Raw genomic sequence first — 12,730 nt, 5'->3', positions numbered from 1 at the left:
CTGGAACCTAAAACCCAAGGAGAGTGCACTATGAGTATTTTTAGCTTTGTGAAAGAAGCAGGCGAAAAGCTTATTGATCTGCTGACGCCGGGCAACGCCAATGCCAGCGAGCAGTTGAAGGACCACATTAGCAAGGTCGGCCTGGGTAACCCGAATGTGCAGGCGACCGTGGATGGCGACAAGGTCATCGTGACCGGTGAAGTGGCGAGCCAGGAAGAGAAAGAAAAGATCCTGCTGGCCGTGGGCAATATTGAAGGTGTCGGCAGCGTCGATGACCAGATCACCGTCACCGGGCCAGTGGTGGTGGCCGCGAAGTTTGTCACGGTGGTGAAGGGCGACACCCTCAGCGCGATTTCGCTGCGTGTATACGGTGATGCCAACAAGTATCAAAAGATCTTCGAGGCCAACAAACCGATGCTCAAGGATGTGAACAAGATTTATCCGGGGCAGTCGTTGCGGATTCCTGAATGAGGTCTGTAGGAGCTGCCGAAGGCTCGGGCCGCGTTCGGACGATCTTTTGATTTTGCTTTTTAAAAAACAAGATCAAAAGATCGCAGCCTGCGGCAGCTCCTACAAGGGTCATAGCCCTGCAATTAGATCCCGATAATCCCCCACCGCCGCAAACTCCGCCGTGTCCTTCGGCCCTTTGTGGCTGTCCGGTTCGCTCACCGCCAACAAATGCGCCACACCGAAATTGCGCGCACTGCGCAGGATCGGCAACGTATCGTCGATAAACAGACTGCGTGCCGGGTCAAAGCCGATATCCGCCTGCAAGGCATCCCAGAACTGCGGGTTTTCCTTGGCAAAGCCGTAATCGTGAGAGCTGATCAGCCGCTCGAAGTACGGTGCCAGTTCGATTCTTTCCAGCTTCAATGACAGCGAGTCGCGATGGGCATTGGTAATCAGCACCACGCGCTTGTTGGCCTGTTTGACCGCGGCTAGAAAGGTATCTGCATCCGGGCGCAGGGCAATGAGGTGCGCGGTTTCGAGTTTCAGTTCACGCACCGGTAGTTTCAGTTCGGCGCTCCAGAAATCCAGGCAATACCACTGCAACTGGCCAGCATTGCGTTCGAACAGCGGCTGCAATTCCATCTCGGCCATGGCGCGGCTCACTCCGTGCAGCTCGGCGTAACGCTGCGGCAGGTGTTCCATCCAGAAATGGTTGTCGAAGTGCAGGTCCAGCAGCGTGCCGTCCATATCCAGCAAAACGGTGTCGATGTCATGCCAGGGCAGCAAGGGCATAAAAAATTTCTCCAGCGGTAAAAAAGAGATCCGAGGTAAACAATCAGGATAGGCCGGGTATAGTAACGCGTTCACGCCAAGGAGCTTTTCATGCGCCAAAAACCCACCATACTGGCCCGCGAGATTGTCGCCACCAGCCGCTTGTTCTGCGTCGAAGAGCTGAAGTTGCGCTTTTCCAATGGCGTGGAGCGCACTTATGAGCGACTGGTCGGCAAGGGCGCCGGTTATGGCGCGGTGATGATTGTGGCGATGCTCGATGCGGACCACGCCGTGCTGGTCGAAGAATATTGCGGCGGCACCGACGAATACGAGTTGTCCCTGCCCAAGGGGCTGATCGAGCCGGGCGAAGACGTGTTGGCGGCCGCCGAGCGTGAGCTCAAGGAAGAGGCCGGCTATGGCGCGCGTCAATTGGAGCATCTGACCGAGTTGTCGTTGTCACCCGGTTACATGAGCCAGAAGATCCAGGTGGTGCTGGCCACCGATCTGTACGAAGACAGTCTGGAGGGCGACGAGCCCGAGCCGATGGGCGTGGACAAGGTCAACCTGCGTGAGCTGTCGGCGCTGGCCCAAAACCCGCAATTCACTGAGGGCCGTGCCTTGGCGGCGCTGTATCTGGCCCGTGATCTGCTGACTCAGCGTGGGGTGTTCCTGCCATGAATTTTCCGCATCCGTTGATGGCACCGGTCGTTGAACTGGCATTAAAGGCTGGCGAAGTTATTTTGCCGTTCTGGCGCGCGAATGTGGCCGTCACGGCGAAGTCCGATGATTCGCCGGTCACCGCCGCCGACCTGGCAGCCCACCATTTGATCCTGGCCGGGCTGACGGCGCTGGACCCGAACATCCCGGTGCTGTCCGAAGAGGACGCCAACATTCCTCAAAGCGTACGCGCCGGTTGGCAGCGTTGGTGGCTGGTGGACCCGTTGGACGGGACCAAAGAGTTCATCTCGGGCAGCGAAGAATTCACCGTCAACATTGCGCTGATTGAGCAAGGGCGGGTGGTGTTTGGCGTGGTATCGATGCCGACCAACGGACGTTTTTATGTCGGTGGCGCAGGGTTGGGCGCATGGCGTGGCGACCAGGGCGGTGAGCCGCTGCCGATTCAGGTTCGCGAAGTTCCGGCGGCCGGTGAAGCGTTTACCGTGGTCGCGAGTCGTCGGCATTCGAGCCCCGAGCAGGAACGCTTGCTGGCGGGTTTGAGCGACAGCCTGGGTGAGCTTCAATTGGCCAATATCGGCAGTTCGCTGAAGTTTTGTTTGTTGGCGGAAGGCGCGGCGGATTGTTATCCGCGCCTGGCACCGACTTCGCAGTGGGACACGGCGGCGGCGCAAGGTGTGCTCGAAGGGGCAGGTGGTGAGGTGCTGGATCTGAGCGGTGCGCCGTTTTGTTATCCGCCGCGGGAATCGTTGTTGAATGAGTTTTTCCTGGCACTGCCGGCGAAGGCTGCGTGGCGCGAAAAACTGCTGGCGTTGGCTCGGGCCTGAAGATCAAAAGATCGCAGCCTTCGGCAGCTCCTACACGGGAATGCAAACTCCCTGTAGGAGCGAGCTTGCTCGCGATGGGCGTTAACGATAACGCTCCAAGCCTGACACCCAGCGGTGTTCTCAGGTTCATCGCGAGCAAGCTCGCTCCTACACAAACGGTTCACCGATGCAACACATACTGCCCGGTAAACGTCACCGCATCTTCTTCACTCCCCGCATTGACGACTCGCGTATGCAGCGTCAACCGAGCCCGACCATAGCGCTCATACATCGCCAAAAACTTCTTCCACACCACCGCACTTGGCGCCTGGCATATCGCCGTCGCATTGGTGGTCACCGGCAGCGGATAGCTGATCTGCCCTTCCTGAATCACGATGTGCCCGTCTTTAATCCCTGCTTCACGCAAGCGCAAATGCAACCAGCCCCAACCGGCCAGTACCGCGCCGCAATACAGGCTGCCGCCAAACATGGTGCTCTTGTGGTTGATGTTGGGGTCCAGCGGCAAGTACAGACTCAATTGCTGGTCGTGCCAGTCGAGCACTTTGACGCCCATCTCCCGCGTCAGGGGAATGTCGTGATGGAGGACTGATTCCAGGTGACGACTGTCGCGGTTCATTCATAGGCCTCTTGTTTGAAAATGATGATTTGACGGCAGTTCAATCGAGATCATCGTGATGGCTGCTGGCGCCACCGTCGGCGAAGTTCAACCCGTGTTTACGCAGCTTGTCGTGCAAGGTCTTGCGCGGAATACCGAGCGCTTCGGCGAGACTGCGCACGGAGCTGTGAGAACGCGCCAGTTCGGCGGCAATCAGGCTCTTCTCGAAGTTTTCCACTTGCTCGCTGAGGCCGCCACTGACCACTTCAACCATGGAGCCGCCAGCGCCTTGCGACATGTGGTTGTCCAGTGCCAGTTCCAGGCCCAAGGCAAAGCGTTCGGCAGCATTCTGCAGTTCGCGCACATTGCCTGGCCAGGTGTGGCGCAGGAGGAGGGCGCGTTGCGCCGGTTGCAGTTCATGAGGTGGCAACCCATGGCGCGCGCTGGCTTCATCGGCAAAATGCTGGAACAGCATCAGCGCATCTTCGCCACGCTCGCGCAGCGGAGGAATGCGCAGCGGCGCGACGTTCAGGCGGTAATACAAGTCGGCACGGAAGCGCCCCTGATCGGCGGATTGGCGCAGGTCTTCCTTGGTCGCAGCGATGATGCGGATATCCAGCGGGATCAGCTGATTGCCGCCCAAGCGCTCGACCACCCGCTCTTGCAGCAAGCGTAGCAATTTCACCTGCACGTCCAGGCTCATGCTTTCGATTTCATCGAGAAACAGAGTGCCGCCATTGGCGAATTCGAACTTGCCGATGCGGCGTTTTTGCGCGCCGGTGAACGCGCCCGGCTCATGACCGAACAGCTCGCTTTCCACCACCGATTCGGCCAGCGCCCCGGCGTTGATTGCCACGAATGGACCGTTACGACGGTTCGACAAATCGTGCAGTGCCCGGGCCACCACTTCTTTGCCCGCCCCGGTTTCGCCGAGGATCAGCACGTCAGCCTTGGTCGCTGCCAATGCGCCGATTTGCTCGCGCAAACGCAGCATCGGTGCCGAGTGCCCGACCAGTCGGGTGCTCAATTCGTTACGATCGCTCAGGGCCAGACGCAGGCTGCGGTTGTCCAGCACTAACCGGCGCAGGGCCAAGGCGCGGCGCACGCTGTCGAGCAGGGCGTCGCTGGCGAAAGGCTTCTCCAGAAAATCATAGGCCCCGGCGCGCATGGCTTGCACCGCCAGCGGCACATCACCGTGGCCGGTGATCAGCAGCACCGGCAACTCCGGGTCCTGGGCATGCAGTTCGGTCAACAGTTCGAGACCGTCCATGCCTGGCATCCGAATGTCACTGACCACTACCCCGGGCCAGTCGCGTTCAAGTTGCGCGGCAAGGCCCTTGGCTTCGGCCAGCGGCAGGATTTTCAAGCCAGCCAGATCCAGTGTCTGGCTCAAGGCCTGACGCAGGTGGGGATCGTCGTCGATCAGCACGACCTGGATGCGGTTGTCGATGGTCATGCACTTCGGTCCTCGGACGGTTGCAGGCTCACGCCCGGTGCGCCGGCGCGCAGCTTCAGGGTAATCAGCGCGCCGCCTTCCTTGTGGTTGGCGAACGACAGTTCACCGCCGAAGGCGCGCATCAGGGTTTCGCAAATCGCCAGTCCCAAACCCAGCCCTTGCGTACGGGTCTTGGTGGTGTAAAAGGGCTCGCTGGCGCGCCCCAGGGCTTCCATGCAAAACCCGGGACCGTTGTCGCGAATGTACAGATTGACGCCTTCGGCGGTGGATTGGGCACTTAACCAGAGTTTACGCGGCGGACCTTTTTCGGTCAGCGCGTCCAGGGCGTTGGCCAGCAGATTGCCCAGCACCTGGCGCAGACGGGTTTCCCCGGCCTCGACCCACAGGGTGGCGGCGGGCAGATCGCGGATCAACTCGACCTCCATGCTGCGCCGCCGTTTGGCCAACAAAGCCAACGCATCGTCCAGCGCCGGTTGCAGGGCGACGCTTTCCGGGGCATGTCGATCGCGCCGGGCAAAGGCCCGCAGGTGGGCGATGATCGAGGCCATGCGCCCGGTCAGCTCGCTGATCAATTTGAGGTTGCCACGCGCATCGTCGGTGCGCTGATGGTCGAGCAACACTTCGGCGTTTTCGGCGTAGCTGCGGATCGCCGCCAACGGTTGATTCAGTTCATGGCTGATGCTCGCGGACATGGTGCCCAGCGCTGAAAGCTTGCCGGCCTGGACCAGATCATCCTGGGCGCGAACCAACTCTTGCTGGGCCTGTTCGCGCTCCAGTACTTCCTGTTTCAGTCGACGGTTAAGGCCTTCGAGATCGCTGGTCCGCTCCGCCACTCGACCTTCCAGTTCGCGACGGGCCTTGGCTTCGAAGGCGATCCGTTCGAGGTAATGGCGGCGGCGCTGCATCATCAGGCCGAGCAACAGCATGAGCACCAACAACGTCGCGCCACCGATGGCGACGACGGTGCGTACTGGACGATCGATCAGCGTACGGGGTGCAAGGATGTTGACACTCCAGCCGGTTTCTTCGATCTGACGGGTCTGGATCAGCCAGGCACTGGGGTTGAGCTTCAACGGCTTGGGATCGCGGGTCGGGTAGGGTTGGATCGCGGTAATGGCCTTGCTTTCTTCCACGCTCAACTCGCGGGTCGAGCGGAAGCGCCACTCGGGCCGCGACGTAAGAATGACGACGCCGTTGTGGTCAGTCAGCAGCAGTTGTTCCGGGGTTTTGCCCCAGAGACTTTCGGTGTGGTCGAGGTCGACCTTGACCACCAGCACGCCAAGAATTTTCTCGCCATCACGCACCGCTGCGGCGAAGAAATAGCCGCGTTTGGCGGACGTTGTACCCAGCCCGAAAAAGCGTCCGAGTCGCCCCGCCATGGCTTCGCTGAAATACGGCCGGAAGGAAAAATTGCGCCCGACAAAACTGTCGTGCTTGTCCCAATTGGAGGCCGCGAGGGTCTTGCCGGTGGTGTCCATCAGGTACATGACTTCGGCGCCGGTCTGGGCGCTGATATTTTTCAGCAAACGGTTGGCGTTGCCTTGGGTGACACCGTCTTCCGGCGCACCGAGGACCGCACGCAGGGCCGGCAGGTCGCCGAGGATCTGTGGCAGTACTTCGTAACGGTGGAGGGTGCCCAGCAAGTTGGCGACGTAGAGGTCGAGTGTCTGGCGGTTCTGCCCGGCCAGCTCGTTGCGGTAATAACGTTCAGCCAGATGCTCCAGCGGCCACAGCAACGGCGCCAGGCACAGCGCGAGCAGCGCCAGGCTGCGCCAGCGGGGTCTGCGGGGGAGTGTCGGAGTCATGAGCATCCAGCGCCTGTGGGGACAGACGCATTATGCCTAGGCTGGCGGCGTTTCAGGAAAAGACGTCGGCGTCCTTGAAGAACGCGCCGGCCTGATCCTTGGCGGACAGTTTCGGTGCTTCGTCGAGCTGCCAGTCGATGGCCAGGTCCGGGTCGTTCCAACGAATGCAGCGCTCAGCCGACGGCGTGTAGTAGTCGGTGGTTTTGTACAGGAACTCGGCGAATTCGCTCAGCACCACGAAACCATGAGCAAAACCTTCCGGGATCCAGAGCTGGCGATTGTTCTGCGCGGACAGGCGCACAGCAGCCCATTTGCCGAAATGTGGCGAGCTGCGACGAATGTCCACGGCGACGTCGAGTACTTCGCCGGCCGTGACGCGAACCAGTTTGCCTTGGGTATGTTCAAGTTGGTAATGCAGACCGCGAAGTACGCCTTTTTGCGAGCTGGAGTGGTTGTCCTGAACGAATTTCGTATCCAGGCCCGTCGCTTCTGCGAAAGCCTTGGCGTTGAAGCTCTCGTAAAAGAAGCCGCGCTCATCACCAAATACCTTGGGTTCGATGATCAGAACACCGGGCAGAACGGTAGTAATTACATTCATAGGGTGCTTCTCCGGCAATAAGCGTTGATGGCGGACATTCTTACGCACTGTAGCAAACAGTGCGACTGGTAGTTAAAGGCAGAGGTTGCCCTATTTGATGTTCGCTAACCATGGGAGGGGTTGCGTATCGCCCCAAGCAGTGGCGATATAAGCGCCTAATAAAATTTCAGAGGTTGTTGTATGCCGCTCGCCACGTTGATTCATCGCGCCAGTTTGCCCAGCCCGCAAGTGTCTGCGGAGCAAGCGCTAGAGCTGCTGGAGGGACATTACGGGCTGAGCGGCAGGTTGCAGGCACTTGGCAGCCAGCAGGATCTGAACTACCGCGTCGACAGTGAGCAGGGGCGTTTTGTCCTGAAAATCTGCCGGGGCGACTACTCGGCGCTGGAGTTGCAAGCGCAGCACGCGGGGCTCAAGCATCTGGGCGCACATCCCGATGTTCACGTGCCGCGCGTGATCCCTGCCAAAAACGGTGCGGACCTGCTCTCGCTGGAGGTCAATGGCCAAGCGGTGCATGTGCGCCTGCTCGATTACATCGAAGGCCAATCGCTCACACACCTTGCTCATCTGCCAGGCTCGGTAGTGGCTGGCTTCGGTCGGCTCTGTGGCGAAATGGACCTGGCGCTGGCCGGTTTCGACCATCCGGGCCTCGAGCGCACGCTGCAATGGGACGCGCGGCACGCCCATGCGTTGATCGCGCATTTGCTGCCGGTCATCAAGGATGATCAGCAACGCCGGCAGATCGCCGAAGCGGCAGAACGTGCCGAGCGTCATTTGCAGCCGCTGGTGGACAAGCTGCCGGTGCAAGCCATTCACATGGACATCACCGACGACAACGTGGTCTGGCAGCGGGACTCGCAACGGCAGTGGCAATTGCAGGGCGTGATTGATTTTGGCGACCTGATCCGGACCTGGCGCATCACCGATCTGTCGGTGACGTGCGCGGCCTTGTTGCATCACGCCGATGGCGATCCGTTCTGCATTTTGCCGGCGGTCCAGGCGTATCACGCGGTCAACCCGTTGCAGCATGCAGAGTTGCTGGCGCTCTGGCCGCTGATTGTCGCCCGTGCGGCGGTGCTGGTGCTCAGCGGCGAACAGCAGGTGAGTATCGATCCCGGCAACGAATACAGCCGCGACAACCTCACCCACGAGTGGGAAATTTTCCGCGTTGCGACGTCTGTGCCATTAGCGTTGATGGAAGCGGCGATCCTGGCGTCTGTCGGCCAGAGCCTGCCGAGCATCGGCAGCGAAGGCTTTGCGCCGCTGCTGCCAAGCCTGGTGGGACGTGAATTCGCGTTGATTGATTTGGGCGTGCTCAGCGCACATTTCGAGGCCGGTAACTGGGAGCAGGAGGGTATCGATCAGCGTCTGTTGAACGAAGCCGCCGCAGCCCATGGCCTGGCGGCCAGTCGTTATGGGCAATACCGTTTGTCTCGCACACGCCCGGACATCGCCACGGAGCCCGACACCTGCCCATTGCACGTCGAGCTGCGCGTGCCCCACGGCACGGCAGTGGAATCGCCATTTGCCGGGGTGGTCCACCAGCCAGTGGCGGGCGTGTTGCAACTGGATGGCCCGCAATTGAGTGTGCGGCTGTGGGGCGTGACGCCGTCGCTGCATACCGGCGCTGCATTGGTGAAGGGCCAGGTCCTGGGCTCGGTTAGCGGGCCGTTAATCGTGCAGTTGTGGCGCGGCGCTCAGCTTGACGCGCCACTGTTTTGCACGCCCTCGCGCGCGGCGGCCTGGCAAGCGTTGTGCCCGTCGCCAGCGGCGCTGCTAGGGTTGGCCTGTGATGCTGAAGCAGAGCTTGATTCGCAGACGTTGCTGGCCCGCCGCGACGCCAGTTTTGCGCGAACCCAGAAGCACTATTACGTCGACCCGCCGCGCATTGAACGCGGCTGGCGCAATCACTTGATCGACATGCAGGGCCGCTCCTACCTCGACATGCTCAACAACGTCGCGGTGCTCGGTCACGGTCATCCGCGCATGGCCGCTGTCGCCAGCCGCCAATGGTCGCTGCTCAACACCAACTCACGGTTTAACTACGCAGCGGTTGCCGAATTTTCCGAACGCTTGCTGAAGTTGTCACCGGACACCATGGACCGCGTGTTCCTGGTCAACAGTGGCAGCGAGGCCAACGACCTGGCCATTCGTCTGGCGTGGGCCTACAGCGGCGGTCGTGACATGCTCAGCGTGCTGGAGGCCTATCACGGCTGGACGGTGGGAGCGGACGCGGTCTCGACCTCGATCGCGGATAACCCCAAGGCCTTGAGCAGCCGTCCCGACTGGGTGCATCCAGTGACCGCGCCGAACACCTATCGCGGCGAATTCCGTGGCCCGGACAGTGCGCCGGATTACGTGCGCAGCGTCGAACACAACCTGGCGAAAATCGCTGCGCAAGGACGCCAGCTGGCCGGTTTCATTTGCGAACCGGTGTATGGCAACGCTGGCGGCATCTCGCTGCCACCGGGGTATTTGAAGCAGGTTTACGCCATGGTTCGTGCCCAGGGCGGCGTGTGCATCGCCGACGAAGTGCAGGTCGGTTACGGCCGCATGGGCAACTTCTTCTGGGGCTTTGAAGAGCAGGGCGTGGTGCCGGACATCATCACCATGGCCAAGGGCATGGGCAACGGTCAGCCACTGGGCGCGGTGATCACGCGCCGGGAAATCGCCGAAGCGCTGGAGGCTGAGGGCTATTTCTTTTCGTCGGCCGGCGGCAGCCCGGTCAGTTGCCAGATCGGCATGGCGGTGCTGGATGTGATGGAAGAAGAAAAACTGTGGGAAAACGCCCAGGTCGTGGGCGGCTATTTCAAGGAACGTCTTGAAGCGCTGATCGATAGTCATCCACTGGTGGGTGCGGTGCATGGTTCAGGCTTCTATCTGGGTGTCGAGTTGATCCGCAACCGCGAAACCCTGGAGCCGGCGACTGAAGAAACCGCGGCGCTGTGCGATCGCCTGCGTGAATTGGGAATTTTCATGCAGCCAACGGGCGATTATCTGAACGTCCTCAAGATCAAACCGCCGATGGTCACCTCGCGCCGGAGCGTGGATTTCTTTGTCGATATGTTGGCGAAGGTGTTGGCAGAAGGTCTGTAAACACCTTGCACCTGTAGGAGCGAGCTCGCTCGCGAAGGTCGTGAACGATAACGCTGTAAGCCTGATAGCTCGCGGCGTTCTTGAGCTTTTTCGCGAGCAAGCTCACTCCTGTAGGAGCGAGCTCGCTCGCGAAGGTCGTGAACGATAACGCTGCAGCCTGACAGCTCGCGGCGTTCTTGAGCTTTTTCGCGAGCAAGCTCGCTCCTACAGTGATGGGGTGTTAATTCGATTGTTATCGGGTTTAAGTGTGTAATTTTAGACAGAAGGCATATTTATAGCTTTAAAAGCCGATTTTTATCGGCTATAAAGTCGCCATTGCACACGGCGTGAACCTCCACGCCCGGTGCTTCCCATTTCTGTCATCGGTCGATGCCACACTCGACCCTCAGCACTTCCCGGAGATGATTCATGAGCCGTATCGTTACCGTTGCCGCCACCCAGATGGCCTGTTCCTGGGACCTTGAAGCCAACATCGAGACTGCAGAAAAGCTGGTCCGTGAGGCCGCAGCCAAAGGAGCGCAGATCATCCTGATCCAGGAACTGTTCGAGGCTCCGTACTTCTGTCAGAAGCCGAATCCGGATTACCTGCAGCTGGCCACGACGGTTGAAGACAACGTCGCCATCAAGCATTTCCGGAAAGTTGCCGCAGAACTGCAAGTCGTTCTGCCGATCAGCTTCTACGAGCTGGCTGGCCGCGCGCGTTTCAACAGCATCGCGATCATCGATGCCGATGGCAGCAACCTCGGGATTTATCGTAAAAGCCACATCCCGGACGGCCCTGGCTACCACGAAAAGTATTACTTCAACCCGGGCGATACCGGCTTCAAAGTCTGGAACACCCGTTACGCGAAAATCGGCGTCGGCATCTGCTGGGACCAGTGGTTCCCGGAATGCGCCCGCAGCATGGCGTTACAAGGTGCGGAAATTCTGTTCTACCCAACGGCGATCGGCAGCGAGCCTCACGACAAAACCATTTCGTCCCGTGACCACTGGCAGCGCGTGCAGCAAGGTCATGCCGGTGCCAACCTGATGCCGTTGATCGCCAGCAACCGTATCGGCAACGAAGAGCAGGATGGCTACGACATTACGTTCTACGGTTCGTCATTCATCGCCAACCAGTTCGGCGAGAAGGTTCAGGAACTCGACAAAACCGAAGAAGGCGTTTTGGTTCAGAGCTTCGACCTCGATGAGCTGGAGCACATCCGTAGTGCCTGGGGCTCCTTCCGTGACCGCCGCCCGAACCTGTATGGTGCTATCAAAACCCTCGACGGTTCCCTGGAGTCCTGATCGTCATGACCACCTTAAACAACACGCCCCGCGCCGACGGCTTTTACATGCCGGCCGAGTGGGCGCCACACACCCAAACCTGGATGGTCTGGCCCGAGCGCCCGGACAACTGGCGCCTGGGTGGAAAACCGGCGCAAGCCGCACACGTGGCGGTGGCCAAGGCCATCGCGCGTTTTGAACCGGTGACGGTGGCAGTCTCCGCCGGCCAGTACGAAAACGCCCGTGCCCGTCTCGACGTGCCGAATATTCGCGTAGTGGAAATGTCCAGTGACGACGCCTGGGTTCGCGACACCGGCCCGACGTTCGTCATCAATAACAGCGCTGAAGTCCGCGGTGTGAACTGGGACTTCAACTCGTGGGGCGGCTTCGACGGTGGTCTGTATTCGCCGTGGAACCGTGATTCGCAGGTGGGCGGCAAGATCCTCGAGATCGAGCGCAGCCAGCGCTACCGCACCGAGGGCTTCGTGCTCGAAGGCGGTTCGATCCACGTTGACGGCGAAGGCACCCTGATCACCACCGAAGAATGCCTGCTCAACCGCAATCGCAATCCGCACCTGAACCGTGCGGAAATCGAAGCAGTGCTCTGCGCGAATCTGGCTGTGGATAAAATCATCTGGCTGCCGGACGGTTTGTTCAACGACGAAACCGACGGCCATGTGGATAACTTCTGCTGCTACGTGCGTCCGGGTGAAGTGCTATTGGCCTGGACCGACGACCCGCAGAATCCAAACTTCCCGCGTTGCCAGGCTGCAATGAAAGTGCTGGAAAGCAGCACCGACGCCAAAGGTCGCCCTTTCACGGTGCACAAGATGCCGATTCCGGGGCCGCTGTATGCGACCGAAGAAGAATGCGCGGGCGTGGATCCGGTGGACGGTACTCAGGAACGTAATCCGACCGTTCGTCTGGCCGGCTCCTACGTGAACTTTCTGATCGTCAACGGCGGCATCATTGCACCGAGCTTCGACGATCCGCTGGATGGTCCGGCAAAAGAGATTTTGCAGGCATTGTTCCCGCAGCACGAAGTGGTGATGGTGCCGGGGCGCGAACTGTTACTGGGCGGCGGCAATATTCACTGCCTTACCCAACAGCAGCCCGCGCCGCACAAGCAGTGAGTGAGGTTGTAACAGCTTGAGTTGATTACATAATCGCTCGGTCACAGGTTTAACCCCGGCG

At 60.1% G+C, this 12,730-nt stretch carries 11 protein-coding genes; 6 read left to right on the top strand and 5 right to left on the bottom strand.

The genetic code is table 11. The annotated features are described in order from the left end of the window. The first annotated feature begins 30 nt into the window (after positions 1-30). Entirely contained in the window at positions 31-471 is a 441-nt protein-coding gene (gene lysM / locus JFU37_RS11370; protein ID WP_201115383.1) for a peptidoglycan-binding protein LysM, read from the top strand. A gap of 108 nt (positions 472-579) precedes the next feature. Here lysM and yrfG read toward each other — a convergent pair whose 3' ends face one another. Next, positions 580-1,242, bottom strand: a complete 663-nt coding sequence (gene yrfG, locus JFU37_RS11365; RefSeq protein WP_201115382.1) for a GMP/IMP nucleotidase — start codon at positions 1,240-1,242, stop codon at positions 580-582. 90 nt (positions 1,243-1,332) lie between these two features. Here yrfG and nudE point away from each other — a divergent pair, with 90 nt between their 5' ends. Further along, positions 1,333-1,899: an ADP compounds hydrolase NudE gene (gene nudE / locus JFU37_RS11360; RefSeq protein WP_201115381.1), complete on the top strand. Its 567-nt coding sequence runs from the start codon at positions 1,333-1,335 to the stop codon at positions 1,897-1,899. Next, entirely contained in the window at positions 1,896-2,723 is an 828-nt protein-coding gene (gene cysQ / locus JFU37_RS11355; RefSeq protein WP_201115380.1) for a 3'(2'),5'-bisphosphate nucleotidase CysQ, read from the top strand. Before nudE ends, cysQ begins: the two co-directional genes overlap by 4 nt. 160 nt (positions 2,724-2,883) lie before the next feature. On the opposite strand, the gene JFU37_RS11350 is transcribed toward cysQ, so the two are convergent. From JFU37_RS11350 to rfbC, 4 genes are read right to left on the bottom strand one after another with little or no spacing between them, the layout of a single operon-like run. Beyond that, positions 2,884-3,339 (bottom strand): thioesterase domain-containing protein, encoded by a 456-nt coding sequence (locus tag JFU37_RS11350; RefSeq protein WP_201115379.1) that lies wholly within the window; start codon positions 3,337-3,339, stop codon positions 2,884-2,886. Positions 3,340-3,379: 40 nt separating this feature from the next. Then, the gene (locus JFU37_RS11345) at positions 3,380-4,774 is read right to left on the bottom strand and encodes a sigma-54-dependent transcriptional regulator (protein WP_201115378.1); all 1,395 of its coding nucleotides are present in this window, start codon (positions 4,772-4,774) and stop codon (positions 3,380-3,382) included. Beyond that, positions 4,771-6,579, bottom strand: a complete 1,809-nt coding sequence (locus tag JFU37_RS11340) for a sensor histidine kinase (protein ID WP_201115377.1) — start codon at positions 6,577-6,579, stop codon at positions 4,771-4,773. The genes JFU37_RS11345 and JFU37_RS11340 overlap by 4 nt, the downstream gene beginning before the upstream one ends. Positions 6,580-6,631: 52 nt before the next feature. Next, positions 6,632-7,177 carry a dTDP-4-dehydrorhamnose 3,5-epimerase gene (gene rfbC / locus JFU37_RS11335; RefSeq protein ID WP_201115376.1) on the bottom strand — a complete coding sequence of 182 codons (546 nt, stop codon included), beginning with the start codon at positions 7,175-7,177 and terminating at the stop codon, positions 6,632-6,634. Positions 7,178-7,357: 180 nt separating this feature from the next. Between rfbC and JFU37_RS11330 the strand changes: the two genes are divergently transcribed. The 3 genes from JFU37_RS11330 (at position 7,358) to aguA (ending at position 12,669) form a co-directional block, all read left to right on the top strand. Next, positions 7,358-10,270, top strand: a complete 2,913-nt coding sequence (locus JFU37_RS11330; RefSeq protein ID WP_201115375.1) for an aminotransferase — start codon at positions 7,358-7,360, stop codon at positions 10,268-10,270. Positions 10,271-10,678: 408 nt separating this feature from the next. After that, the gene (gene aguB / locus JFU37_RS11325; protein ID WP_201115374.1) at positions 10,679-11,557 is read left to right on the top strand and encodes an N-carbamoylputrescine amidase; all 879 of its coding nucleotides are present in this window, start codon (positions 10,679-10,681) and stop codon (positions 11,555-11,557) included. A gap of 5 nt (positions 11,558-11,562) precedes the next feature. Further along, positions 11,563-12,669, top strand: a complete 1,107-nt coding sequence (aguA, locus tag JFU37_RS11320; RefSeq protein ID WP_201115373.1) for an agmatine deiminase — start codon at positions 11,563-11,565, stop codon at positions 12,667-12,669. The last annotated feature ends 61 nt before the right edge of the window (positions 12,670-12,730 follow it).

The sequence above is a fragment of the Pseudomonas sp. TH41 genome (genome assembly GCF_016650695.1).
GTDB lineage: Bacteria > Pseudomonadota > Gammaproteobacteria > Pseudomonadales > Pseudomonadaceae > Aquipseudomonas.
The sequence above is the reverse complement of the archived record's forward strand: the minus strand, read 5'-3'. Positions and strand labels throughout refer to the sequence as shown.

Excerpts from the sequence above, each read along its gene's own strand:
- nudE (WP_201115381.1), top strand. The coding sequence starts at position 1,333 with ATGCGCCAAAAACCCACCATACTGGCCCGCGAGATTGTCGCCACCAGC.
- aguA (WP_201115373.1), top strand. The coding sequence starts at position 11,563 with ATGACCACCTTAAACAACACGCCCCGCGCCGACGGCTTTTACATGCCG.
- lysM (WP_201115383.1), top strand. The coding sequence starts at position 31 with ATGAGTATTTTTAGCTTTGTGAAAGAAGCAGGCGAAAAGCTTATTGAT.
- yrfG (WP_201115382.1), bottom strand. The coding sequence starts at position 1,242 with ATGCCCTTGCTGCCCTGGCATGACATCGACACCGTTTTGCTGGATATG.
- JFU37_RS11340 (WP_201115377.1), bottom strand. The coding sequence starts at position 6,579 with ATGACTCCGACACTCCCCCGCAGACCCCGCTGGCGCAGCCTGGCGCTG.
- cysQ (WP_201115380.1), top strand. The coding sequence starts at position 1,896 with ATGAATTTTCCGCATCCGTTGATGGCACCGGTCGTTGAACTGGCATTA.
- JFU37_RS11345 (WP_201115378.1), bottom strand. The coding sequence starts at position 4,774 with ATGACCATCGACAACCGCATCCAGGTCGTGCTGATCGACGACGATCCC.
- aguB (WP_201115374.1), top strand. The coding sequence starts at position 10,679 with ATGAGCCGTATCGTTACCGTTGCCGCCACCCAGATGGCCTGTTCCTGG.
- rfbC (WP_201115376.1), bottom strand. The coding sequence starts at position 7,177 with ATGAATGTAATTACTACCGTTCTGCCCGGTGTTCTGATCATCGAACCC.
- JFU37_RS11350 (WP_201115379.1), bottom strand. The coding sequence starts at position 3,339 with ATGAACCGCGACAGTCGTCACCTGGAATCAGTCCTCCATCACGACATT.
- JFU37_RS11330 (WP_201115375.1), top strand. The coding sequence starts at position 7,358 with ATGCCGCTCGCCACGTTGATTCATCGCGCCAGTTTGCCCAGCCCGCAA.